The 26,292-nt window shown below is 36.9% G+C and carries 22 protein-coding genes and 1 pseudogene; 3 read left to right on the forward strand and 20 right to left on the reverse strand.

Annotation, left to right across the window (positions count from 1 at the left end; genetic code table 11):
- Positions 1–60: 60 nt before the first annotated feature.
- The 7 genes from CJZ72_RS11825 to CJZ72_RS14950 form a co-directional block, all read right to left on the reverse strand.
- Positions 61–1,032, reverse strand: a complete 972-nt coding sequence (locus CJZ72_RS11825; RefSeq protein ID WP_081133590.1) for a sugar phosphate isomerase/epimerase family protein — start codon at positions 1,030–1,032, stop codon at positions 61–63.
- A gap of 11 nt (positions 1,033–1,043) precedes the next feature.
- Positions 1,044–1,475, reverse strand: a complete 432-nt coding sequence (locus CJZ72_RS11830) for a C-glycoside deglycosidase beta subunit domain-containing protein (protein ID WP_081133591.1) — start codon at positions 1,473–1,475, stop codon at positions 1,044–1,046.
- 22 nt (positions 1,476–1,497) lie between these two features.
- Positions 1,498–2,604, reverse strand: a complete 1,107-nt coding sequence (locus CJZ72_RS11835) for a Gfo/Idh/MocA family protein (protein ID WP_081133592.1) — start codon at positions 2,602–2,604, stop codon at positions 1,498–1,500.
- Positions 2,605–2,626: 22 nt separating this feature from the next.
- Entirely contained in the window at positions 2,627–3,541 is a 915-nt protein-coding gene (locus CJZ72_RS11840) for a sugar phosphate isomerase/epimerase family protein (protein WP_081133593.1), read from the reverse strand.
- Between the two features lie 12 nt (positions 3,542–3,553).
- On the reverse strand, positions 3,554–4,603 hold the full coding sequence (locus tag CJZ72_RS11845) for a Gfo/Idh/MocA family protein (protein ID WP_095443867.1): 1,050 nt from the start codon (positions 4,601–4,603) through the stop codon (positions 3,554–3,556).
- A 155-nt stretch (positions 4,604–4,758) separates the two neighbouring features.
- Positions 4,759–7,092 carry a GH39 family glycosyl hydrolase gene (locus CJZ72_RS11850; RefSeq protein ID WP_198324537.1) on the reverse strand — a complete coding sequence of 778 codons (2,334 nt, stop codon included), beginning with the start codon at positions 7,090–7,092 and terminating at the stop codon, positions 4,759–4,761.
- 729 nt (positions 7,093–7,821) lie between these two features.
- The gene (locus CJZ72_RS14950; RefSeq protein WP_260453165.1) at positions 7,822–7,953 is read right to left on the reverse strand and encodes a hypothetical protein; all 132 of its coding nucleotides are present in this window, start codon (positions 7,951–7,953) and stop codon (positions 7,822–7,824) included.
- A 152-nt stretch (positions 7,954–8,105) separates the two neighbouring features.
- Here CJZ72_RS14950 and CJZ72_RS11860 point away from each other — a divergent pair, with 152 nt between their 5' ends.
- On the forward strand, positions 8,106–8,840 hold the full coding sequence (locus CJZ72_RS11860; RefSeq protein WP_081133596.1) for a DUF2087 domain-containing protein: 735 nt from the start codon (positions 8,106–8,108) through the stop codon (positions 8,838–8,840).
- Complete coding sequence (locus CJZ72_RS11865; protein WP_227260296.1) at positions 8,837–9,166, forward strand: hypothetical protein; 330 nt, start codon at positions 8,837–8,839, stop codon at positions 9,164–9,166. Before CJZ72_RS11860 ends, CJZ72_RS11865 begins: the two co-directional genes overlap by 4 nt.
- Before the next feature lie 6 nt (positions 9,167–9,172).
- Here the strand turns inward: CJZ72_RS11865 and CJZ72_RS11870 are convergent, their stop codons facing one another.
- From CJZ72_RS11870 to CJZ72_RS11905, 8 genes are all read right to left on the reverse strand, one after another.
- Positions 9,173–9,586, reverse strand: a complete 414-nt coding sequence (locus tag CJZ72_RS11870; RefSeq protein ID WP_095443868.1) for a GNAT family N-acetyltransferase — start codon at positions 9,584–9,586, stop codon at positions 9,173–9,175.
- 328 nt (positions 9,587–9,914) lie between these two features.
- Positions 9,915–10,799, reverse strand: coding sequence for an ABC transporter ATP-binding protein (locus CJZ72_RS11875; protein ID WP_081133598.1), 885 nt, complete (start codon positions 10,797–10,799; stop codon positions 9,915–9,917).
- Positions 10,796–11,449: a hypothetical protein gene (locus tag CJZ72_RS11880; protein WP_157728891.1), complete on the reverse strand. Its 654-nt coding sequence runs from the start codon at positions 11,447–11,449 to the stop codon at positions 10,796–10,798. The genes CJZ72_RS11875 and CJZ72_RS11880 overlap by 4 nt, the downstream gene beginning before the upstream one ends.
- Positions 11,450–11,464: 15 nt before the next feature.
- Positions 11,465–11,995, reverse strand: a complete 531-nt coding sequence (locus CJZ72_RS11885; RefSeq protein WP_081133600.1) for a hypothetical protein — start codon at positions 11,993–11,995, stop codon at positions 11,465–11,467.
- Positions 11,992–13,026, reverse strand: a complete 1,035-nt coding sequence (locus tag CJZ72_RS11890) for a hypothetical protein (RefSeq protein ID WP_151194931.1) — start codon at positions 13,024–13,026, stop codon at positions 11,992–11,994. Before CJZ72_RS11890 ends, CJZ72_RS11885 begins: the two co-directional genes overlap by 4 nt.
- 721 nt (positions 13,027–13,747) lie before the next feature.
- Positions 13,748–15,397 (reverse strand): glycoside hydrolase family 13 protein, encoded by a 1,650-nt coding sequence (locus tag CJZ72_RS11895; RefSeq protein ID WP_095443870.1) that lies wholly within the window; start codon positions 15,395–15,397, stop codon positions 13,748–13,750.
- Positions 15,398–15,551: 154 nt separating this feature from the next.
- Positions 15,552–16,847 (reverse strand): MFS transporter, encoded by a 1,296-nt coding sequence (locus CJZ72_RS11900; protein ID WP_095443871.1) that lies wholly within the window; start codon positions 16,845–16,847, stop codon positions 15,552–15,554.
- A 1-nt stretch (position 16,848) separates the two neighbouring features.
- Positions 16,849–19,077: an FAD-dependent oxidoreductase gene (locus CJZ72_RS11905; RefSeq protein ID WP_095443872.1), complete on the reverse strand. Its 2,229-nt coding sequence runs from the start codon at positions 19,075–19,077 to the stop codon at positions 16,849–16,851.
- A 107-nt stretch (positions 19,078–19,184) separates the two neighbouring features.
- On the opposite strand from CJZ72_RS11905, the gene CJZ72_RS11910 reads away from it, so the two are divergent.
- Complete coding sequence (locus CJZ72_RS11910; RefSeq protein ID WP_081133604.1) at positions 19,185–19,958, forward strand: helix-turn-helix domain-containing protein; 774 nt, start codon at positions 19,185–19,187, stop codon at positions 19,956–19,958.
- Positions 19,959–20,167: 209 nt separating this feature from the next.
- Here CJZ72_RS11910 and CJZ72_RS15145 read toward each other — a convergent pair.
- From CJZ72_RS15145 to CJZ72_RS11935, 5 genes and pseudogenes are all read right to left on the reverse strand, one after another.
- A pseudogene (locus CJZ72_RS15145) lies at positions 20,168–20,287 on the reverse strand (DUF3788 family protein); the annotation flags it as partial.
- A 51-nt stretch (positions 20,288–20,338) separates the two neighbouring features.
- Positions 20,339–22,582 carry an AAA family ATPase gene (locus CJZ72_RS11920; protein ID WP_081133605.1) on the reverse strand — a complete coding sequence of 748 codons (2,244 nt, stop codon included), beginning with the start codon at positions 22,580–22,582 and terminating at the stop codon, positions 20,339–20,341.
- Between the two features lie 12 nt (positions 22,583–22,594).
- Positions 22,595–23,074 carry a DUF6530 family protein gene (locus CJZ72_RS11925; RefSeq protein WP_005877670.1) on the reverse strand — a complete coding sequence of 160 codons (480 nt, stop codon included), beginning with the start codon at positions 23,072–23,074 and terminating at the stop codon, positions 22,595–22,597.
- Between the two features lie 338 nt (positions 23,075–23,412).
- Positions 23,413–24,261 (reverse strand): DegV family protein, encoded by an 849-nt coding sequence (locus tag CJZ72_RS11930; RefSeq protein ID WP_081133606.1) that lies wholly within the window; start codon positions 24,259–24,261, stop codon positions 23,413–23,415.
- Between the two features lie 323 nt (positions 24,262–24,584).
- Positions 24,585–26,192, reverse strand: a complete 1,608-nt coding sequence (locus tag CJZ72_RS11935) for a polysaccharide biosynthesis protein (protein ID WP_095443873.1) — start codon at positions 26,190–26,192, stop codon at positions 24,585–24,587.
- Positions 26,193–26,292 lie beyond the last annotated feature (100 nt).

Raw genomic sequence — 26,292 nt, forward strand, 5'->3', positions numbered from 1 at the left:
TTTTTAAAGCATGGGACAAAAGTGTTTCTTACTTTTGTCCCATGCGCCTATTTCTTTAGTCTATTTTCCAAGAATTTCTTTTTCCATAATTATATGACGTTGTAACATATCATAACCACTGACATACGCTTCATTTTCAAATTCTGACATGATATATCCCGAAAAATCAGATTCTTGGATGACAGGTAAAATTTCTTCATAAGGGATACTTGCCTCGCGATTATTCTCCAACATCCAATGATATTTTGCGTGGAATTCAAACGTGTAAGGAATGATTGCTTTCAGACCTTCTTTGTCCCAATTTTTATTGAATTGAACAAAACCGTACATTCCTTGAACTGCTGGATAGATGGCTTCAGCAGCACCTAATTCACGCATCTTTTTCATCACTACATCCATTGGTTCATCACCATAACGCATTTCAGCTGCTATTTTTAAATGTTCCTCAGAGGCACCTGCTGCGATTGCTTTATCCCAATGTGGTTTATTCGGTTTTGTGGCAAAACAACCAAAATCTGGAATAAATCCGATGTGACTAGAACCAGATCTTTTAATCACTGCCAAATTTTCTTGAATATATGGTGTAGAAGGCGTTTCAGGGTTATGTATTTCAATTCCAACCTTTACATCGTACAATTCTGCATAAGGTACAAGCCTTTCCAGAACAGTCGGAGGGAGCACAAATTGAGCTCTTAAAATACTGCACCCTAATTTGTGTGCACTTTGAATATCAACGATTGCTGCTTCTAGCAACTCATCTTCAGTCAAATTACGGTCATATCTCATTCCTAAATCATTACTAGCAGAGTAACAAATTGGTCCAATTCCATACTTTCTTTTGCAGTCGTTGACTAATTCTAAAAACTCATTACTAATGTAAGGATAAGATGGAATCATTTGGGTTGCTACAATTTCATAACCTTCTGCGCCGCATTCAGCAGCTTTTTTTACACAATCTTCAAATGTATATGTGCCATTAGCGTACTCCATCGTAAATGTAAAAAGAGTTGCACCAAGTTTAATATTGCTCATCCTCTCACTCCTTAATCGAATAATTGTACTTCTTTTTCTTGTCCGCTATCTAAAGGCATAAACTGATGCCCTTGTCCAATCTGCATATAAGGAATTCTCAGCATCAAATGAACCTTGATTTGATGAGTTCCGGTTGTCAGACCATTCTTTTTTATTACCATGATTGTCGCTGGATCTGTTAGATTCCAAAATTCAGTGAAACATTCTTTTAACTGATTAGGCGCAAATTTTTTCCCGTTAATACAAAACCTCAGATTTTGATTTTCTATTTTTTCTCCATCTACCGTTACTTCAAACTCGTCAATTGCTGATAGATAATGTCCACGATAGTAACCTAATCGAATATCAAACTGATAGCCTATTTTTTCTCCGTTCGCCCAATTATTTTTTAATGTGTGATCGGTAATTACATCTACAAATCGCATTTTCATCGCAAAAGCCATTACGTAATTCCTCCTATCATCTTTATCCGATTTTCACTTCTTTACCCAATTCCGCTGATGTATAAATTGAATCCAAAATTTGTGTAACAACAAACGCTTGCTCTGGCTTAACTAAAGGTTCAGTATTATTAGAGACTGCTTCCAACCATTGTTTTGCTTCTAATACTTCGGGTGCATTACTGGCACCTTCAAAATAAGCAATATTTCCGGCTGAACTCAATTCCTCTTGAGTAAGCATCCCATTATGAGACTGATTCAGAATCAATTCATTCGTTTTATAACTCATACCCGAATTGATTTGTGCTCCTGCCTTTGTTCCGCATAGTGTCGTAGCCGCTTCTTTCGATTCTAAAATATTCAAAGCCCATGAAGTTTCTAAGAAAATTGTTGCGCCATCTTTCATCTTAATGAAGCCAAATGCAGAATCCTCCACCTCAAAATTGTCCGTATCCCATGGACCAAACATATTCCCTTCATCCGCCCCTGGCAAAGTTCCTAATTTATGAAAGACTGAGCCATTTACAGATTCAGGCTCATAATTGTTCATCATCCATAATGTAATATCTAACGCATGTGTACCGATATCGATTAATGGTCCACCGCCTTGTTGCGATTTATCAGGGAATACTCCCCATGTTGGCACAGCTTTTCGTCGAAGTGCATGAGCTTTTGCAAAATAAATATCTCCAAGACCGCCTTTTTCACAGGATTCATGCAGAGATCGCACTTCTTCACGAAATCGATTTTGATAACCGATTGTAAATTTTTTACCAGATTTCTTCCAAGCATCCATCATTTTTTGCGCAGCCTCTGTATTGTGTGCCATCGGTTTCTCACATAAAACATGTTTTCCAGCTTCAAATGCTGCAACAGTGATGGGACTGTGACTTATGTTCGGGGTACAAACATGGATGACATCGATGGATGAATCAGCGAGTAGCTCATTGTAATCTTTATAATACTTCGCTCCTTCAACTCCAAATTTTTCGCAAGCTTCTTTTGCTCTTTCAACCTTAGTATCACAAAAAGCAACCATTTCAGCCTTGTCCTTTTGTAGTGTCAACGCGGGAAAATGCTTTTGATTCGCGATGCCACCACAACCAATAATTCCAATTTTAAGATTTGCCATTTTTCTTCCTCTTTTCTTTCGTTCAGATCACGAAATTTCTAAGATAGCGTGTGCTTAATGTGACTGATTTTTTGATGTCTTCATAATTTTTTTCGAATGCTTTATCCTCGATTTCAATACAGGTAGCTCCTTCATAACCGATATCTGTTAAAGCGGATACATATTTACCCCAATCGACATCTCCTAAACCTGGAAGTTTAGGACTCATATATTCCAATGGAGTTGCCATCATTCCGACATCCTCCAACTTATTCTGATAGACCTTGATATCTTTATAATGAACATGGAAAAGCTTCTCCTTAAACTCGTATAATGGCTTGATATAATCAATTTTTTGCCAAATAAAATGAGAAGGATCGTAATTGATTCCTAGGTAATCACTGTCAATGCAAGAGAAAATTTTACGCCAATTACTTGGTGACGTCATTAGATTCTGTCCGCCTGGCCACTCAACTTCAGTGAAGAGCATTGGACAGTTTTCAATACCGATTCGAACATTTTTTTCTTCGGCGTATTTCATGATCGGTTTCCACACTTTTGCTATTTCTTCTAAATTCTCAGAAATTGTTTTACTTGGCATTCTTCCAATAAATGTGGTTACCAAATTGATGCCTAAGAGTTTCGATGCATCAATCACCGAATAAAGATGCTTGATTACTTCTTTCCTTTTTTCCAAATTTTCATCGAGTGGATTTGGATAGTAGGCAAGAGCGGAAATTTCAACTCCTTTTTTCTTGCAATACGCTAAAATCTTTTGCGCCTTTTCACTTGTTAAATTTTTAGTGTCAATGTGTGAAACTCCTGAATATCGACGTTCCACTTTTCCTTTAGGCCAACATGCTACTTCAACACAATCCAATCCATTTTCCGCAACAATATCAATCATTTCTTCAAAATTGCTTTGATCAAAAATTGCACTGACAATTCCTAATTTCATTATCTTTCCTCCTTATTCAAAGCTTATTGATTGGTTCATTTCACTCGATTGAAAAATTGCTTCCATTATCGAAAGAACCTCTCGAACTTCCGAGACTTTTATTAATGGTTCTTCTCTCCCATTAACTGCAGCAACAACATTCTTATAAAAGTCAGTCCATTCAGTCTCTACTTCCGGTAGTGGATCCTCATATAACACTCCCGAGGGTTGTGGAGCAAATTGGCGGGTTGGTCCTGCGATTGTTTCCGCGATTCGAGCGGGTAATTTATTCAGGAGTTCACTCGTTCTTACAATTCCGCCATCGCAGCCAAAAGAATTGATATATACTGTTCCACGATTTCCAGCAGCTAACCATCGTGGTTGATATTTTAAAAAATAAGTTCCTAGTTCAATGTGATAAGTGACTCCATTATCGAATTTCAATGTAATATTGAAATAATCATCTACTTCATCATTGATGATACTTCTGATATCCGCAAAAATAGTGAGTAATTTAGCCCCCTTCATCATCTGCATTACTTGATCAATCAGATGTACTCCCCAGTCATACATCATTCCGCCACCATATTTCTTATATAAATGCCACTCATGTATTCGACCATTAGCAGTATGTAGGTTTGACTCGATCGTATAAACATCCCCCAATTCCTTTTCGGTGACTAACTTTTTTACAATTTGATAATCTCGATCCCATCGTCTATTTTGATGAACCGTAAAGAACACATTATTCTTTTCTACTGATTCAATCATCTCGTCAAATTCTTTCACATTCAATGCTGCAGGCTTTTCGTCTATAACATTAAGACCTGCATTGGCAGCTTTGATGGTCATTTCTTTGTGTAAATGATTAGGAAGTGTTAATAAAACTGTGTTTATGTCTGCTTTCTCGATCATTTCATCTGCTGATCTATAAATTTGATATCCTTTTTCTTCAATACTAATAATTTTTGTTGGATCAATATCACAAATGGCTTTGATTTCAATACCATCCACACACGTAGCATTCTTTTCGTGCCATTTTCCCATGCCACCAAAACCGATGATTCCTAATTTGATGTTCATCTCTTTTTACCTCCCTCTTAATGATTACAACTAAAGTTTATCAATTTAGAAAGAAGAAAACTTCTCACTTTTTGCTCTGTAATCACTTATTTTTTACATTTTTACCGCACAAACAAAAAAAGCTGTCAAAAAAAGATCATCTTTTTTTGACAACTTTATTCTTCCATAGGACTGATTGTAATATATGTAAACTCGTTAGGAACTAAACATTCATTCAAAACTAGATAGCCATTGAGATCACTAGAGACCTGCTTGATGGTGATCTTTGGAACAGATACCATCATTAGATATTCTAAGTCCTTACTAGAAAGTGAACTTCGATAACCAATATCCTTCCACCCAGAAATAATGTTGCCATATTCCTGATTTACTTTGAAGCTTTTTATCTCAAAATTTTTCCCAGGTTTAAAATAAAAAATTAATTCTATATTTCTGCTCTTGTCATTCGAGAAAAGTTTATTAAGATCTGAAATTTCAATCTCATCTTCTCCAATCAGAAAATATTTTATATTTGGTGAAATATAGTTATGTAGTATAATTCCATAACGCTCATCCTCATCCTTACTAACAATTAGACCCTTTTCGTTTAAAAGAATGTGATCGTTCAAGAAATTCATGAACCGAAATGCATGAAATACTGGCTTAGGTATTCCACCTTTAGCAATCAGGCCGGCTCCACCATGCAAAACATCCCTAGAATCAATAAATTCGCTAAACAAATCAGATCCTACCCAATAAGCAATTCCATCAACTTTATCCATAATCGAAGCAAAGTTCTTAATTAAGTAGCTTCCTTTAAAAAGACTATCGTTGATGACATTACGATTGGATATAGTATTATTCCATTCAGTAATGATGATTTCTTTTTTTTGATAAGGTGATTCTTCAACAACCTCTTTTAATTCTGATACGATATTTTCTAAAAAATCATCATTTTCAACACGAACAGATTTTTTTTCACCGCCAGCTCTTACTTGATAGGGATAAATCAAACAGGAAATAAAATCAAATGTTACTCTTTGTTGATTAAAATAGTGTAAATTTCTCTTGTAATTAAAGAACTCGTCATTTTGAGCCATCGTTCCCGGTCCGCCGATTTTAACAAAAGAATTACTTTTTCGAATAGTTTGATACGTCTTCTTATAATGAGAGATTAATTCATCTAACTCTTTCTCATTCTGATAATGTTCAAAACTAAACTCAAACATCCATTGATTAACTTCTTTTCGGCCATAACGATTATTTACATGTTTCATGAACTGATTAATCATATCGAACCATTCCGTGCTGTTCAGAATAAACTTGAAGTCTTCATTTTCAAGTATCAATGTTTCTCGAACTGACCGATGAATCCTTCGAATTTTATACCTAAGTTCAATAAACGGGCACATCTCTTCACTAACAATGAAATCCAAGACACTGTCGATTTTCTCGAAGTTATATTTTGTAGTGATAGAAGGATCCATATTCATATTTTTTGTAAACAGGTTCCAAAATCGCACATATTTAAATCTAAGATTTTCTTTCAGATATGTCATGTGTTTTCTCAAATCAACTCGTAAAAGATCTTCTGCACTGCCGATGTTAATGATATTTTTCCATGGCCAGCGATTTATTTCACTCGATTGGGAGGGAAATACTTTGAAATGTTGAACGTTAGTCTGGAGCATGACCTGATCAGGAATATGTTCAATCTGATTATTTATAGTATTTTTAGCTAAATTTCCTTCATCTTGAGAAAATTTTTTCCGATATTCCTTAGGTGTACAACCGTATTTCTCTTTAAATTTCTTATTAAAGCTATTGATGTTGCTAAACCCCTTTTGAGTAGCAATCTCAGAAATTTTCAAAGAGGAGTCTATTATACTTTTAGTTGCTTGCTCTAATCGGTAATATGTTAGATACTCCAAAAAATTACTTCCGGTTTTTTTCTTAAAATATCTTGAAAAATATGCTGGCGAGAAATCAAAGCGATCAGAAATATCATCAAGAGTTATCACACTAGAATAATGATTTTCTATATACAGCAGTATGTCAAAAATACATTCATTTGAACTACTATTCTGGAAAAATCGCTTGACGGAGAAATTATTTACGAGTATCTGTAGAGTTTCCAAGGATAATGCGGATAAATGAAAATCCATTTGTCCTTTATTCTGCCTAATATAGTGAATGATGTCATTCAACTTATCCATTAGCAATCTACCTGATGTTTCCTCTACATCGATGATTTTTGTTTCGAGTTGGATAGTGGACTTGTTTGAATGCGTATTCAAAAGTTTGTTTGATAATTGGTAAATAATCAAGTATGTCTCTTGGTCAATACTTTCAATTTGGATATCATCGGTACCACAGACCATGATACCCTGATCTTGTATAGTCTTATCGAAACCATGTATCTGGACTTTCAACTTGCCTCGCACCAAATGAAGAATAAAGTACGGTGTCTCAAAATGCTTTTTAGTAAAGCTTCCTTCATAAATAATCAATCCACACGTTTGGTTTTCTTTACCAAATATCTGGAACATACTATTCTAACCTCAGTTCAACAGTGTTTGTTCAACTATATCAATAGATAAACAAAGTTTCAATCGAATTTTTATTCCATTGAATATACTTATCATATCACCTGTTATAAAGTGGGGAAATCAGTAAGAATAGATGGACCACAACGAGTGAAATAGTTGTTGCTACAAACATATATTAGATTTCACTTTATTTAATAAATTTTGATTAATGAAAAGGCAAAAATTTAGCTGTTCCCGATTTGCCACGTTACGATTCTTTATAGAAAGTAGTTGACACTAATCTGGATCAGCTTATTGCAGCTATTTCCATAAAACGGATAGGAGCAGATGAAGGATAAATATACCACTCACAGCTAATACAATCAGGAGTACACTAGGCCATAACTTTTGTTCTCCGTTTTTCTTATCATAGGAATCCTTCGTCGTACCGCCAAACATTAAACCCCAAAAATCAAAAAGATTCACTATACTCCCCTCCTACTTTCTTTATTATTATATATAGTTTACCAAAAAACGCTTTCTTTGTTCCTAAAGATCCTGAATTGGTAGGAAAGTACTCCTGAAATACTACTAATTCTCTAATATACAATTTTTGGTGCTATTTGGTGCTAAAATTTTTTAGTTCTAAATGGTGTTGGAGTTACACACACTTTCGAAATAAGTGATGCAATCCTTCCCTAAAGATGATGTTTATAGTTGATTGGCATAGTCTTTATTAAAAGTATCAACCAAAGGAAACATTTGTACTACATAATTTTCTGGTTTGATCTGTTGATGGTTCCTCCAATGAATTGCTGAACCGTAAAGCGCCCAGTTCAGCATTACAGAAAACACCTCAATCTCTGATTATGTAAACAATTAATTATTGTTTGTGTTTATATAAACAAAATAATGTAATGTTTGCCATTTGACAAACAATAGTAAAAATATTAAGCTTATTTCAAACATAATAAATTTTGTTTGGAGTGAGTTAGATTAAAAATGATATTGTTTATGAAATAGCTGATTATGCTCGGGGGTATTATCAGGACCAGGATCACTTCCATTGTTTGTATTGTGAAGCAGAATTTGAGAATGGTTTGATTTATCCTAGTGAGACAGCAACTGATCCTTGGAAAACGGCAGAAAAAGCGATGCAACAACATTTACAGCAGGTTCATCAAGGCCCTCTTTTTGCTTTGTTACAACAGAATCGCGAAATTAGTGGACTGACAGATATCCAACAAACTATCTTGAATTTATTTGCCCAGAGATTGAGTGACACCGTGATTGCACAACGTCTAGGAATTTCTAGTTCAACTGTCCGCAACCATCGCTTCAAATTGAGAGAAAAAGAACGACAAGCTCGTGTTTTTTTAAGTATGATGAATTTATTGGAAAGTGAGGACTACTTGCCACCACATATCGGTGCAAAAATGGTAGATGAGCGCTACCAGATCACTGCTAGCGAAAAAGCAACCATCATCGCCAATTACTTTACTGAGGGTGGCCGCCTCCGCCAATTTCCTAGCAAAGAAAAGCGCAAGATTATCGTTTTAGGAGAAATCGCAAAGCAATTTGAACCTGCTAAAAACTATTCAGAAAAAGCAGTCAATGAGATCCTGAAACGGTTTATTGCTGATTTTGTCACTCTTCGCCGCTATTTGATCGAATACGGTTTTATGCAACGGACGAAAGATGGGAAAACTTATTGGGTGGTGACTGCATGAAGTGGCGAAAATTAGATTGGCCACAGGATCAAACGGAATTTCGGGATTTTCTATTTGCAAATAAAGATTACTTCACTGAGTATCAAATGTATTCCCCTAGTGATGAGGAAATCGAACAAGAGTTTTTCTTATCGATACCAGCACATACTCAACTAACACAAAAAGAAGTATTTGGTATCTACCAAGCTGACCAACTGATGGCCGCGGTAGACTTACTGCATGATTATGAGCGTGGGACAAAAGTAAGAAACACTTCTGTCCCAGCCACTTGTTTAATTGAGTTGATTAGTTATAAGGTTCATCTATTCACTTCAAAAAACTTTTAAAAATCTTTATTGTTTTTTGTCGGATATATAACCTATATGCTCATAAAACTGATGAGCATTCATTCTCTTCTCCGATGAATTCAACCGGATTCCAACAAGGTTTCTTCTTTTAGCTTCCTCTTCAAGTGCCTCCATCAAGGCTCTGCCTACCCCAGAAGTTTGACAGTGCTTCGTTACAGCTAGACCTAAAACGTTAAACATTGGTTCTGAATAGATACTTTCATACAATTCAGCGTGAACATAGCCAATAGGAATCCCTATCTCCTCTTTTTCATAAACGATAATAAAGTGCTTTTCTTCATCCACTCCCAATTTTTTTATCTGACGTTCCATCAACTCTAGTGTTACATCATACCCTAATTCTTCAGCTGTTATATCTCTTAGATATTTTGCATCTTTAATAGATACTTTTCGAATCATATGGCCCTCTTTTCTATTTAACCTATTAAATCAATCGCTATTATCAAAAAATTTTGGTTAAAATGATAGAAGATAGCGAATGTTTAATCAAGTAAATACGTGGTTTTATTTTGTTGCTCAAATCCCCTACTCAATGTAGCTAACTGCTGTATGTTGTAGATAAATTCCTGAACTCTTTTCTTCTGTTATTCTTCTCTTCCGTTTATCTATAAGATGAATGTAAAAAATGAGTAAAAAAAAACAAAATATGATTTTCACTGTTTTAGGCTGGAAATGTTGATGCATCACGTTATGATAACAATTGAAAAACAACTTCTCATTTTAAAACTCACTCATAATAAAGGGAATAGCGATCCGCTAAAGGCAAATGTCCAAGGGAAAAATCGGTAATACCTTGCGCTAATAATGAATCTAGCAGAACGGTAATCGTTGCTGATTGTTTCGTCAAAGGTAAATAAACTTTACCGTTTGGAATTAGAATCAAATCCAACTGATTTTCTTTTTGCCACAATTGTAAGCCTGGGGTTAATTTGGGAAATAATAGAACTTGTTCTTGCACTGTTTCTTTTTCTTGACGATAAATGAAGCCTCCATCTCGCAAAAAGAGAATTGTATCACTGTATTTTTCGAGATTTTCCAGTAAATGAGAAGCAAGTAAAATGGTTTTCCCCTCCCTTCGTTTTTCTAATAGCATCTGAGAAATCAATTCCACATTGGTAGGGTCCAGACCGTTCATTACTTCATCCATCAACATATAGCGGGTATTAGCAACTAACTGCATCGCAAAACATAAACGTTGACGCATCCCTAAAGAATATTGGGCGACTTTCTTTTTGACGTAACCGGACATGTGTAGTTTTTCTATTATAAGTTGCGGGTCAAGTGAGGTTTCTGACCACATTTTTTGATACATTGTTAAGTGTTCCAAACCGGAAAGATAATCGTAAAGGTCACTTTGATCAGGCATCAAGGAAATCAGTTGATGAATTTTTGGCTCGTTTTTTACGGATCGATAAGTTATTTTATCCTCACCAAAAGTCAGTGTGCCACTAGAAGGCTGTACATAATTCATTAATGTATTCAGTAAAGTCGATTTGCCTGTTCCATTTGGCGCCACCAAACCAGTAATCGAACCAGTTGGAAAAATGACCGATAAATCTGTTAGAACTTTTTTATCCTGGTATTGGACATTCAGTCCTTTAACTTCAATCATAATAACCTCCCCTTTCTTCGAGAAAAAATGCTCACGATCAAAATCATGATGGCACTACTAATAAATAAAGTAACTAATCCACTTTGTAACGTATAGCTAATGGAACTATAGAGAAAACTGCGATAGCCGGTAATGATCTCCCCGAACCGGACATATGAAGTGGGTAGCCAATCAAAGTGATAATAACTACCGATCCCTCGACGGAAATAGCTCTGCTCTGAAAAAATCAGTAATAAAAGTATCATCACATTAAGTACTTCGTTTTTGAAGAAAAAACTCAAACAAAAATTTAAGCTAATCAAAAATAGTAACCACAAAATCAGGAAGCCACTCCAAATCAATAAATAATTTCCCAGAGATATGGTGTGGAAGTGTCCATTATTTAAAAAGTCATTGGTATGGATTGGAATCGGTAGTGAAAGATTTCCAAACCCTTTTTGTAATCCAATCAACAAGAAACTTGGGAGAAAAGATAGCAGTATACCAATGATACCCGTAAAAATTACAAGTGTTTTAATGAATAATCGCTGAATTTTCCCCAATGGATAGCCATCCACGATGCTTTGTCGTTCACGGTCTTTCACTAAAGAATTACCAGCAAAAAAAGCCGTTATCGTTAATAATAACAAAGGCAGAATGCTCTGGCTCAATCGATAAATAGTTTGCTAAGCAGTTTTTTCATTGAAGATACTGATAGTCAGTGGATTTTTGCTTTTAGCTAGAGCTTGATACTTGGCAATTTCTCGTTGAAAGGCAAAATGACCATCGTAAAACCCATATGGATTCTGTTCGGCATAATATTGATCAGGATAACGTAAGCTGTCGACGAGTTTTTGTCGGTAGATCTTATCGCTAAAAGCGTACCATTTCGCCGTTGTTTCCGCATATGCTTGATAGTTCTTAGCTGCCAAACTGTCCAAGCGTTTCTTGTCTAGCTGGTTCCATTTAGGATAAGTTTGCTGAGCAAATTTAACTAGCGGATGGGAATTTTCAGATACATCCAGTTGATCTAAAAAGGCTTGGCGTTCTTGAAAACGAACTTGGATTGCTGACGGATTGACGACTTCAATAGGAGTTTCTTGGGGAAATATGTGCCATGCATAAAACAGACTGGCAAAAAAAGTAACAATAAAAATTACTTGATTTTTTCGGTCGTGAAAGAAAAATTTCAATTCAAGCTTAAAATAATTTTTCATTTTTTCATCCTCCTTGGCCACTTCCAGCTGATTAGCCCTAATAAAATACCGGCCCATAAAAATAAAATAGCAATTCCTGACCAATAATTCCCTAATTGTGAAGTAGCTAAGTGTGAACCTTCTAAAACAGCTACTGGATTCAAATAATTAAAAGGTAAAAACCATAGCATTTTTGTAGTATCACCTAAGAAATATGGTATAAAGAAAGCTGCGAAGGAGAGAAAAATCGATAAATATAGATTCTTGGTCAAAAGATTCAAGCTATAAGAAAATATTGCAGAAAAAAGAGCAATCAAGAAGCTTAGTCCTAGCAAAAAGCCAGTGTATTGCCAAAAAGGAACGGTCTTATAAGTGTTCAGGTAGATTGCGACTGGATAAGTCAAACTTCCACTAGGTACGAATAGACTGGTGGCTCCAGCAATGATTACAGGAATCAGGAGACCAATCAAACTAACCGTCAAGTAAAAGATCAATTTTGTACTAATCCGTTGAGTTTTTGAAATGGGAAATCCTTGTACTGTTCGTAGATGCAACTGATCGCTCAGCCAAATATTGCAATTCAGTAGCGAATTTAGTAAAAACCATCCAAAACTGAAAAAATTAAAAAAAACTAAGACCGCCAAAATCACGCGATCATTTTTTGCGTACAATGGTTGTTTAGTGGCTTTAATATTTTGATAAAAAACTTGTTTCAATGCGTTTTGTTGCGGAGTTGGAAAATTTGTAGCATACTTTTTTGCTTGTGGTAAACGGAAGAATTCAGCCCGAACCGCAGTCATTTCTACCGCCGCTTGATTAAATAAATCATTGTCTTCAAACAAAAGGGACTGCTCCATACGAGCCAATAATTCTGTCTGTTGATTGAGGTTTTTAACCAATATCTTATCATTTGTAGAGGTCGATGTATCTTGCTGAAAATTTGCTAGCGTATTTTTTACTCCACCACGATCGGCTCGAATTTCAGCAAACAAAAAATCATTTTTTGCTGTTAAAGTAGCTACGAAACTGATCAATGTCAAGCTGATAATCATAAAAAAGAAGACGAGAAACTTTGGATTTTTGCGTTCTGTCAAAAATAAAGTTGTAAAATAATTCACGGGTAACACCTGCTTTCTCGGGGGACGGTTTGAAGGTTTTCTCTTCTTATAAAATTAATTTATTTTAATCCATTACTTTCCATAAAGCAATGAAATAAATAAAATTTTCACAAATTTTTTCATGCTACTCCTAAGTGCTAAATCTGAATAGTATCTCGATAATTAGCTATGACATAACTATAGATATTCCCAAGTATCCGATTCTGTATAACGAAACGCATCAAGCATAGATCAATCAGCACAAAAAAGAAACAAGCCCATCTACCTCATATAAAGATTTACAGCTATCTGATACAACAAGTATTTTTGACAAGACAAAAAATTTTCGGGGTTTGGTCATTGAATAAACAAATAAAAGAATGTGAGACAAAAGCAAGAAACACTTTTGTCTCACATTCTTTAAAAACGGATAAACGGTGGGAGCAGAAGCAACTCCTTCTTAAAGAAGTCGAGATTCACAAAATATGAAAAGCAATTTTCGTTAATTGCTTCTTATTTCTCGGAGTTAAACACTTCTGTCCCAACCTCTTTTAACTTAGTCAAAGTGAATTTTTTCCGATATGTTTCCGGTCTACTATAAAAGCAATCCCTTACTCTGCAAAACCAATATCACATGAAAAATATACTTTTATAATTTAGTGGATTTTGTATTTTTTTACAATTTCTTATATAAGCATGCTTCATAAGGTTCTAATGTACCCGAACTCTTGAATAATCGATTTTGCTGATTTGTGTTGGTAAGCAACAATTGCCAAGCATGTTGGCTCACTTCTTCAGTGAATGTATATTCTGCAGGATCATTCGTTAAGTTGACGATCACTAAGTAACGATCTTGTTCTAAGACTCTTTCGTAACTATATACCTGTGAATGCTCCGCAAGATGTTCGATGAAAGAACCATAGATCAAACCCATATGGGCACGACGGATTCGAATCATTTTCTTATAAAATTGTAAGATCGATGCGGGATCTTCTTCCTGATCTTCCACATTCAATACTGGATAATTTGGGTTGATCATTAGCCATGGCTGATTAGTCGAAAATCCAGCAAAGTCTTCTGCTGACCATTGCATTGGTGTTCTACCGTTGTCTCGGGTCGTGTCTGCAACGATGTCCAGCGCTTCTGACTCTGATTTTCCTTCTTGAATCAATTGTCTGAATAGACGTTTGGAGTCGACTGCATCGATTTCCTCAATTGATGTAAAAGGTGCATTGGTCATGCCGATTTCTTGTCCTTGGTAAATAAAAGGCGTGCCTTGTAAAAAGAAATACATCATTGCAATTGCTTTGGCAGAAATCGCCCAAAATTCTTCGCTCGTATCGCCAAAAACAGAAACCGAACGAGGAACATCGTGGTTTTCCATGTACAAAGCATTCCAGCCTTTGCCATCTAAAGAAGTCTGCCAGGCACTCAAGGATTTTTTTAACTGCAACACATCAAGTTCGCCTTCTTTTTCATGTTTCCATATCGAGATATGGTCAAATTCAAAAATCATATCAAAATAGCCATCAGGTCCTACCCACTCTGGTCCTTCCTCTGCCGTCACCCCACTGGCTTCGCCAACAGTCAGGATGTCGTACTCGTCAAAGACATCTTTTAGTTCATTCAAATGTTCTTCAATTCCTGAGACATTTTGAAAAGGTGAAAAAGGATTTTCGGTAGCTTTCACGGAGTATTTATCTTTTTTGACATGGGAAATCGCATCTAAACGAAAGCCATCGATACCTTTATCTAACCACCAACGGATCATCGTGAACAATTCATTTTTCAACTGTGTACTTTCCCAGTTCAAATCTGGTTGTTCTTTTGCGAAAATATGCAGATAGTATTGTTTGATTTCCGGCTCATATTCCCAAACGGATCCACCAAAAATCGATTGCCACTCATTCGGTTTTTCCTCAGGTATGCCATCGACCCAAATATAATAGTCATGATAGGGATTTTCTTTTGATTTTTTTGCTTCAATAAACCATTCATGCTGGTCGGAGCTGTGATTGATAACCAGATCCATGATAATCTTGATACCTGCTTGATGGGCTTCTGTTAATAATAGATCGAAGTCTTCCATGGTCCCGAATTTACCAAGAATCCCTTGGTACTCACTGATATCGTAACCGTTATCAATAAACGGTGAAGGATAAATAGGATTGATCCAAATAAAACCGATGCCAAGATCTTTTAAATAAGGGATTTTTTCACGGATCCCATTTAGATCTCCTATTCCATCCCCATTGCTATCCTTGAAACTCGCAGGATAAATTTGGTAGCCGACAGCTTCCTTCCACCATGCTTTTGCGTATGTCATTTTGCAGACCTTCCTTCCTGTAACTTTCTTTCATTATAAAGGAAGTTGCACCAATTGTGTGTCTGTTACCGTTAACATATAGAAGGAAGCCAGTTCAGATAGAGTCAATGGCTCACGATTTATCATCGTATTTTTTAAGCTACCTACCTTTTGATTATTCCTCTGTTTCCAATTTACCCACTACGAAGATGTACGAGCATGCACCAACTAATGCAATAGCAGCTATGAAAACAAGTGCGGAAGAAAAATTCCCATTTGCTACAAGGTAACCAATGACGATCGGAATAACAATGGAAGAAAGAGCGCCACATAGATTGAAGATACCGCCAGCAAGACCAAGCAAATTACTAGGAGCCAAAAGAGTAACAAACACCCAGGTGATTGTTGCAAGTCCATTTCCGAAAAAGGCAACTGACATAAAAGTGATGATCAGATATGGATTTGATGTGTAATTTGCTCCCATGATCAATAGAGTCAATAGTAACCCTGTGATGACAGGTATTTTGCGTGACATACTTTTAGAAAAACCACGCTTACTTAATTTATCCGATACATAGCCAGCTAATATAACTCCGACAAAGGCAGCTAGATAAGGAATACTTGATAAAAAGCCAGTTTTGTTCAAGGAAATACCTTTTTCTTCAGTCAAATAGGATGGAAACCATGTTAAGAAGAACCAGAATGTTCCACTAATAGCAAATTGACCAATGTAAATACCGATCAGCTTTTTTGTAAATAATTTTTTCAAATTTTCTTTTGTTAAACTAGCCTTGGGAGCTGTATCGCTGACTTCTTCAAAAACTGCTCCACCAGCTTTGATATAAGCCAATTCTTGTTGGCTCACCCATTTATTCTTTTTTGGATCAGAATACAAAACGTACCAAACAAATGCCCAAATGATCCCGATCACTCCTGTGACAATGAATAATCCTCGCCAACCGATGGAGTTATGGATCGCATATAAGATTGGCATGGAAAATGCTAATCCTAAAAACTGTGCAGAAGAATAAATACCGATTGCTGTTCCTCTTTCATTTTCGGGGAACCAATAGGAAATTGCACGATTATTTGCAGGCATAACTGGAGATTCAAAGAAACCTACCCCTAAACGTAATCCTAAAAAGTGGCCAAAATTATGGATACTTGCTTGAAATAGTGTCATTAGTGACCAACCAAATAAACTAATGAAATACATGATTCGCGACCCAAACTTATCTAGCAGGATTCCACCTGGCACTTGCATGGCTGCATAAATCCAGCCAAATGCTGAAAAAATCAATCCTTGTTGGACTGTCGATAAGCCAATTTCTTTTGCCAATTCGGGCATTGCAATTGATACATTCGTACGATCCATATAATTGATAACGATGTTAACAAAAACTAAAGCTAGAATCACATAACGCATTTTAAACTTATTTTTTGGTTTTTCAACATTTTGTAGTGTATTCATGTTATTCTCCTCCATAGATTCGGACTTCATATAATGACTTGAAATTGCTACCATTTGTTTGATGTAAATGTAGTTCTAATTGGTTTGTTTTCACTTTTCGGAATAGATGATTCTTTTGTCTGCTACGATTATCCTCTTCTTTTGCAAGTCGTACTCTCTCTCCATCAACAAGCGCCCAAATTTCATAATCTTTGATCAATTCAGGAATAATGTCAAAAGTAGTTCGGTGATGATGAAGATTCACGAGGTCTTCATTGACGTCATCATTTAAAGTCAATAAAACTTCTGAAATCGTTTGCGGTGTCTCCCAATTGAAACAAAGGACTTCCGTTTCTTTTGAACCAAGCTTAGATACCCATACATTTGGCGAACCAAATGGACGTTTATACCCGTTTGTGATCTGTTCTTTTGAATAACTCGTAGTGGGAACATTGAATACCACATTTTTACGATTGATTTTTTGATTTGTCCAATAAAGGATAGGTGATTCTCGCACATAATCATGTAACTCTGGTTGACGTAATTCTTGGATCGGGTCTTCAGTGAAGCTTAACACTCCAGGGATAACTGTTTCGCTAAGATACGTTACTACATGTTGATTTTTCTTTAATATTACAAATAAGTTCTCTGGTTCTGCAAGTGTCGGTAAAACAACAGGATACCATGCACGTCCTTTTGCTGACAGTTGAACCGTTTGTGCCCCTACTTTTTTCTTTGGAATGTAATTTTCTTTCCTACCAGTCGTGTAAAATTCAATTTCTAATTCTGTCTCTGCTTCTGCTTTTAATAAGAGATTCACTGTTTTTGGGTGATTTTCCAGATAAAATTGGAAGCCGACACTTTTTGTCAGTGGAAATTCTTGCAGCTGTTCAGCCTCCGTATCGATCGTTTGCAAAGAGCTTGTGGCACTAATCTGAGCAGTACGTGCTAAATCTTTGGAGTCATTATTTTTCAGTCCAATAACTGAAGCATCATTTTTCAACATTCTTTGCTGATACTCATTGAGATATGACGTATAGATATCTCTAGGCGAGCAATGCAATTCACTAGCCATTGCTGCTGCTGTTCCTGCTGCTTCGCCTAAGATTGCACAAGTAGCCATTACTCGGATCGTTCCAAAAGCTACATGACTAGCTGAGACATTACGGCCAGCGAAATAGAGATTTTCGATATTTTTTGAGTACAGCATCCGGTAAGGTAAATGATAGATTCCATCTGCTACGACATGACGAGCGCCGGCTGCATCTGTGTACATTCCTGTTGAGGGATGTAGATCGATTGACCAACCACCAAATGCAATGCGATCTTCAAAAAATGTTTGATCCTCGATATCTTTTTGAGTAAGCACGTAATCGCCAATAAACCGACGTGACTCGCGTTTTCCAGGAAGAGTCCCTACCCATTCTAAATCTAATGTATCAGCTTCATATTCTCCTGAGTTTTTGATATGATCCCAAATACCATACACTACTGATAACAGTTCATCTCTGATCTTTTCATTATCGTGGATCGTATCCAGCTCCCCGCCCCATTCAATCCACCAATAGGCACAACCATTATCAGTTGGATTCAATGTTCGATTTTTTATGATGGTAGTATCTGTGATTTTTTTCGCAAATGATGGTGCAATAAATTTAGTCTTTTCTCCGGTATCTTTTGTATAAAAAAGCAATGTGCTTCCTAACATTCGATCATCTGCAACTTCAGGTGCAAGAGATTCATCATACATTTCTCGACTTTCTCTTCCCATATGGAATTCTGCTTTTGCACCCTCTCCAACTATGCCATCACCTGTACAATCAATGAAGTACTCTCCTAAAAACTGATAGGTATTTTCTGCTCCTTGTGTTCGACCAATCACAGATGTGATCGTGTGTCCTTCTACTGTAACATCAGTGACTTCCGTATTTAAATAAAGTTGGATATTTTGCTCTTCTTTGACTTTTTCAAGCAATAACAGATCCCACTGAAAAACATTCCCCTGTGGATTTCTAAACTGATTTTCTAAAAATAATTCACCCATGATCCCTGTCTCGCGTGCGTATCGATTTACACCGTGTTTTGTGGCGCCACACACCCAGACACGAATCTCACTACTGGAATTCCCCCCTAGAACACCGCGATTTTGAATCAATACTACCTGTTTTCCTTCTCTTGCTGCTGCAATTGCCGCACAGATGCCTGCTAAGCCACCACCAATAACGATGATTTCACTTTGTATCTTTTTCATGTAACCGCTCCCTAATTCATGATAGTTTTATTATAATTTTTGTGATATATTTAACAATATACAAATTAGTCTTGTTTTTGGCTTTTTTTGACTTTTGGAGGTAAAACATGGAAGTGATAAAAATAATCGATCATATCTGGTGGGAAGAAAAAGAAGAATTTTTATTGGCAGAAGACCAAGATAGTTTTTGGGTATTGTATTTATTGGTTGAAGGAGAGTGCTACTATAAAATTGGCGAGGTTTCTGGGATTGCTAAGAGTCCTTGCGTATTGATCTGTCCACCCCATACTGTTTTTGAAAGAAAAGTTCTTGCCCCTCTTTCCTTTCATTTTTTCCGTCTGGATGTTGTCCCTAACCAATCCTATTTGAATTTATCCGCTGGGATGCACCGATTGACGAAAGAACGTTTAGTCATGGATCAAATGGTTCTAAAACAATATGTCTATGATCTGTCTGGATTCAGTTTTTTTATACGAACCCATAGCATCATGGACATACTTCTATTCAGCAGTATTTCTTATCAAAAACCGAATCAGTCGATTCCCCCACTGCGGACCCATAATTCACGTATTATCGACTTGTTGCATTATCTCGATAATCATTATCAAGAGGATTTTTCGATCCAACAACTCAGTGAAAAATATTCTTTCAATGCGTCTTATCTTTCTCGTTTGTTCAAAAAAGAAACAGGCTATTCACCAAAAGAATATTTGCTGAAGGTCCGCTTAAAAAATGTACAAAATCTCCTCATCTCAACTAATTTACCTATGGAAGAGATTGCAGAACTAACGGGTTTTAAACATGGATACTATCTGTCCAAATACTTTAAGAAGATTTTCAAGATGTCCCCAAGTACGTTTCGGAAAAAGCATTTATTGTAGCAGGTCTTTTTTTGATGCCATTCAAATAGTTGCAGATAAAGAATCAAATTAAAAAATGTCGGCAAAAAAGTTCCGAAAACGAATGTGTGACAAATCTACAGTTTTGCTAGAGACTCTCGGATAAGCAGCGTCCAAAAGTCAAGTTCTTCGGAAATTTCAAAAAAAAACGAGCGTGGGACAAAACTAAAAATCAGTTTTGCCACAGACTCTCGAATAAACGGTGGGAGCAGAAGTAACTCCTTCTTAAATAAGCCGAAATTCACAAAAATTTGAAAAGCAATTTTCGTTAATTTCTTCTTATTTCTCGGAGTTAAACACTTCTGTCCCAACCTCGTTTTTTTCTCTAATTCTCAAACCTAACCGATCATTCTTACGGTATTTCATAAATAACGTGAGATCAATTGGATCAATTGTTTCGGAAACTCATTCAAGTCGGTGATATCAAGGAAACGATTTTCACCATAGATTACTTTTATTTCTTCTTTGTCTTGTCCGATTGCTGCAGAAACAAAGACCACGCCTTGGCGCTCAAACTCTGATAAGACTTCTTGTATATCCTGTTTTGCTTTCTTCCCTGTATAATCAGGTAAAGCTTTAGGTTGTCCATCACTGATCACTAGCATCAATTTTGTCGTTGCAGCTTGCTGGCTAAGCTTAGTTGCAGCAATCCTCAATGTGGCGCCATCACGGTTATTTTGTCGTGCTTTCATCGTTACTAACTTATCTGTTAACCAACTAAAGTCATCTGAGAATTCTTTGTAAGAAAATAAGGATGTTTTCTCTCTTGCAGATACGTCAGCGGTATCCCCATAGATCATCAACGGGATATTTACGCGCTGTGCAAATTCTGCGACTGCGATCGTTGCTTTTTTGGCGGCTTCGATCCGATCATCACGGATCATCGAGCCAGATTCATCGACCCTGATAGCAACTGCCAATGAAGGCTGTTCGTGTGGAGGATTTTTCTTATCGAAATTCCGAAGATCACCATATGCCACACGACTGGCATCGAAACGCTGCCCTTCATATCTACTCTTTTGATAGGTCGCTGATTCGTCGTTTTCAAGTAGATCGAGGATCTGTCTGCTTAAAGAGTCGACCACTGGTAACACTTGTTTCCTTAATTTACGTGCCTCTGGATCATTTGGCGTAAATGTTGGTCGATGAATGATCAGCCCTTCTTTTTCGTGAATGGTTCCTTTCATTGCTTGACGAGCTTCTTTGTTTAGTTCACGCTTGATTTCTTTGTCATGAGCTTCCATATCGGATACAGACATCTTGTTGGAAATATCTTCTGCCTGATCTTGGTCGTCTTGACTTTTCCCTTCTACGTCCTCGCTGCGTTCTTCCTGCGAAACGGGCAAAGTTTCCTCTTGCAGTTCTGTGTGCTCTTTTTCTAGCGCTTTTTCAGTAGCTTCATTTTCTGTTTCAATTTTCTTTTCACTTTCAGAAAGGGAAAAAGTTTCTTCTGCTAATTGGTCAATATTCCTTTGGTCCGCTTCTTCAGCTGTTAACACTCTTCCACGAGCAGACGTTTGAACGTCAGAAGGCTTTCCCCATTTTTGTAACTGAATAAGTGTGCGCAGTTCTTCTAAAAGACCACTCTCTTCTAAACGTTGGGTCAAAATCTTTAATTCTTCTGGATCAGTAGTTAATTTATACAGTACTTTGGGATACAAGGATTCCAATACATCTTGCCCTTGTTTCCAGGTATTTGCCCAATAGAAATAGGAACGCATGCCGGCAACGCCCTTGATGGCATTTGCTTTAGCAGTTTCATCTAGAAGTCGGATGATCTCAGCCATTTTAGCTAACAGTTCTGGTTCTTGGATATTCGTTTTTCCTATTGCACGTTCAACCATTACTTCAAGAGTGGGTAGATCCATTTTTTCAGCATGCTGCATCCGGTCACGCAAAGATTCATTCAGCGGACGATTTCCTTGATAGTTGCGATTTGTGGTAATGATGATTACACAATCAGCATGGCGAGGTACGACTCCTGTTGGTAGATTCAATAGCCCATTAGGCTCTAGAGCAGAATTCAAGGCCACTAGGACAGAGGCATCTCTGATCACTGTTGGTTCTTGGATCTCTAATAAATACCCTTTCTCGATCGCATGTACGATTTCAGAAGGGTAATATTTGTAGCGGACTGTTTCTGACTTTTGCTCATCGATACGTTGCACAAAGTCAGCTAACTTTTGTTTTGCTAGATCGTCGTTCACTTGATAGTGATCCTTGATAACTTGTAAAACAGCATTTAGCGTATCCGTTTGGTTGATGGCATCGATCAAAGCTTGGTCCTCTTCTTCGTCGGAATCAATGACTGGCAAAAGAGCGCCAAAAACATCCGATTTGTCCATATCTGCAAAACAAGTCACTTTTGTATAAGGAAGTTGCAAATCAGCAGACAAAGCTTTTGCTAATTGTGTCTTACCAGACCCTGCATCACCTTCTAATAAAATATTACTGATTTTCATTTCTGGGTCTTCCCAGTTTTCTTTGATTTCAGCCGCAATCCTTAGTTCCACAGAACTTGTTCGATGACTTGCAGGCTTTTGCCAGATCATTTGTCGTTCAATTGTTGAAAATGAGCGATGATCTGTTAATGAAAAGTTATCCATATGACTTTCCTCCTAATACCCTAAATCATCTAATAGACGTTTTAAGATACGGAAACGTTCACCAATCAGTTCGCCATCTTTTTGTAAAGTATCGTAATATAAGATGATATCTTCATCGATCTTAGGATTTTTGGTATCGACTTCTACAGTCATCCGGTTTCCTTGAAGGCCAATGATATCGATCATCGGATTTTCCGGATCATAGAATTTTTCATAGCGATATGCATCTTGAAAATACAAGCTTCCTTGTGCTGCCAGTATCGCTAGATCCAAAATACGTGTGATTGGAAGTTCTTCTGATTGGCGTGACCATTTTTCACCAGTATGGCGCCATACTTTTCCAGATATATCGACTTTTCCTCGATCATTCCATTGGGCCAATCCCAGTGAGAGCCCTTTTGCATCGGTATGAAGCGCATTTTTTCCGTCTACTTTATCATAATCTTCTACAACGATTACAGGTTTATGTTTTAAGTTTGTTGGTATTTCCATTGGTTAAGCACTCCTTTATTTAGTAATTTACTAAATTAGTAATTTACTAGTTTACTAAAATTTGTCTTTGATTATACGACAGGAGCAATAAAAAAGCAAAAACGAGTGTCTCGCTAGTTTATTCATCTGTATGATCGTAATCGTACAAAAAAAGAAAACCAATGAACGAATCATTGGTTTTCTTTTTCTTAGTTAATCAATAGCTAAGTATTTGAGTAGGCCATGCCTCTTTACAAAACACTTACGAGATTTCAAGAGAACAGTTCTCTCTATTGAAGGATACTTTCAAGTACTAGTCTTTCTTGCTTCTCTTTTCAAATGAATAGAATAAAGAGGAATTATTGCGCTGAGATAGCAAGTCCGATTGCTTTTTCGCCTAAATGACTGCCGATTACTGGGCCAAAATGACCGATTTCAATCTCTGCATTCGGATATTGTTTTTGTAGTTTGGCTTTTTCTTCTTTTGCTACTTCTAAATTATTTGCATGAATGACGTATAGTTTCACAGGTGGTGCAATTTCTTCATTTCTTTGACCGATGATTTTTTCGGCGCGAGCAAAAGCTTTTTTACTTGAACGGATTTTTTCAAATAAAACGATCTTTCCTTCAGAGAAAGTCAAAATTGGTTTGATTTTTAAAAGCCCAGCAATCAAAGCCGCTCCGTTGGTCAAACGACCACCGCGCACAAGGTTGTTTAAATCGTCCACGATCAGATACGCATAGGTATTATCTCTAATCCGATCTACGTGGGCAATGATTTCTTCTAAAGAATGTTCTTTACTACTCATATCTAGCGCTGCTTCGACCATATGGCCCATGGGCATACTTGTGATCTTTGAATCATACGGAACGATTGTGACACCTTCCACATCTTCTTTCAGCCCGTGCAATGTATTCACAAAGCCAGAAATACCTGATGATAGATGGATGCTTAAAATCGTATCGTATCCTTTGTTTTTCAACTCTTCGTAAAGTGCCAAAACTTCTCCAACAGCTGGCTGTGAAGTCGTTGGAAAATCTTTGCTATTTTTTAAGAGTCCATAATATTCATCCGCTTCAATATCGATTCCTTCGTTGTAGATCTTACCATCTAAAATCACTGGGATTGGGATCACGAATAAATCTGGATGATTCTTGATTCGTTCCGGCAAATATGCCGTACTATCAGTAACTACTGCAAGTTTCATTTAATTAAGTTCCTCGTTTCAAAGAATTTTACCAGTCTTCCTAACTATATCATAAGAAGACTTATATTTGAACCTTTGTAAGAAAAAGTGAAGAATCTACTTTGGATCGAGATACCAAAGCAGATCCAAGTGAAAAAACGGAATCTGTTAAAACCATTTTTCATGTTTTGGAATGTTTCAGCTGATTTCTAAAAATAATAACTTCTATTCATATCATTCAAGTTTTGAGGGTGAGAAAAAAGCAACTTTTACTTTCCTCTCACCCTCTCTCTTCATATTCTTTCAGAAAAGTTGTCGAATCATTTGTTAAAAAGACCACATAATCAGTTTTCTTGGTGGCGATTTTTGAAGTTGCGTACGTGTTGCAACCCGTTTCTCCCGAATTGTGCGAATAAGAACGTGATGCCACCAACGATCCCGATGACCCCACAATAAACGACTGTATGTGCTTTTGAGGTCATTGAAAGTTGTGTATTCAGCATTAGGAAGACCAATGAACATACCACCAGCATGAAGAAAGTTGAGCGGAATGTTTTTAAGAAATACTGACTGATTCGCACAAATGGCGCAATTCGATATTCTTTACACATGTACTGGTACCCGCGAATAAAGACAATCCCAAAAGCAATTGTATTTGAAAAGCTCATACCGTATCCGCCTAATAAAGCTAACCCGATCACTTGGAACACCAATTTCAAAATGATGGCTTCCACTGTTAAGCGAATCGCTACTAAATGGTGGTTCAAGGACTGCAACATCGTCGATAAAATCGTAAATAAAGAAAAGAATAACGACGCCAACAGAGCAAATTGGAAATAGCCCACGCTGTCTGGATCATACCCGAAAAACAACGTGTATAAAGGACCTGCCAATAAGGACATGCCTGCTAACGACGGCAATAAGATCAAAACGGCAATCGAAAAGCTGTCACCGACTGTTTTTTCGATTTGTAGTCGGTCTTTTTTCTTCAAAGTACTAAGGATCGGCAGACTACTGATTGCCACGGTACCCACCATAGAGATCAATATCAGCGTCAATTTATTTGGATTGACAGATGCTCGGCTAAATAAAAACTCTAACTGCTGATCTGCAATCGCTGGTCGAAAGAAATGGAGCAATGGCTTCATCGTTACTTGATCGATCATTTGAACGATCGTGATAACTGAACCAACGAAAATAAAAGGCAATGTTTCTCGAATGATCGATACAGAAGCAGAACGATTTTCTTTCTGGAAATATCGACTTGAAATCAAGAAATCTTTCAATCTAAAGTAGTCATTTTTACGTCCTACAAAATACATATGGATGATCGCTGCGAGTCCACCAAAAAATGATGCCACAGTACTGATCAATACCGCTTCAACGATCGAACCGTCTGTTAATACGCGCAAATAATACGTACCTGCTAAAATCACTAGCACACGTACAGCTTGCTCGATGATCAAAGAGCTACCATAAGGGCGTAAGTTGTTCTTTCCTTGAAAATAACCTCGCATTGCACTAAGAATCGGGATTGCCACTAATGAAGGGCACAGGCTGCGAATCGCTAGAATCCCATTATTCACATTGGCAATCGGGCTGATTCCAGCAAGCAATGGTGCAAAAAGATACATCAATGCTGCCGAAACGATCCCAATCACGAACATGATGTTGATCGTACTGCGGAAAATCACGCCACATGCCTCTTGATCTCCTTCCTTCGTTGCAACTGCCACTTTCTTGGCAATAGCATTTGGAAAGCCGACTGTTCCTAACATCAAAAACAAGCCATATGGGAGATACCCGACATTGTACAGTGTTGTTGCTAACATGCCATCTTGGTTGTTCCCCATCATACTTAACCAAGGAATCAGATAAACGACTCCTAAGACCTTACATAACAAATTGGCAAACGTTAACCAGAATGTTCCTTGCATCAATTTTTTATTCATTAAATTTTCCTCGACTATCTATAGTTAAATCAATATCTCCCCTATTATAGCAAAAAAAAGCGAGAGGACAAATCACTGCTGAAATTTTATGCGCAATGAA

It is taken from the genome of Enterococcus durans (genome assembly GCF_002277935.1).
Taxonomy (GTDB): domain Bacteria; phylum Bacillota; class Bacilli; order Lactobacillales; family Enterococcaceae; genus Enterococcus_B; species Enterococcus_B durans.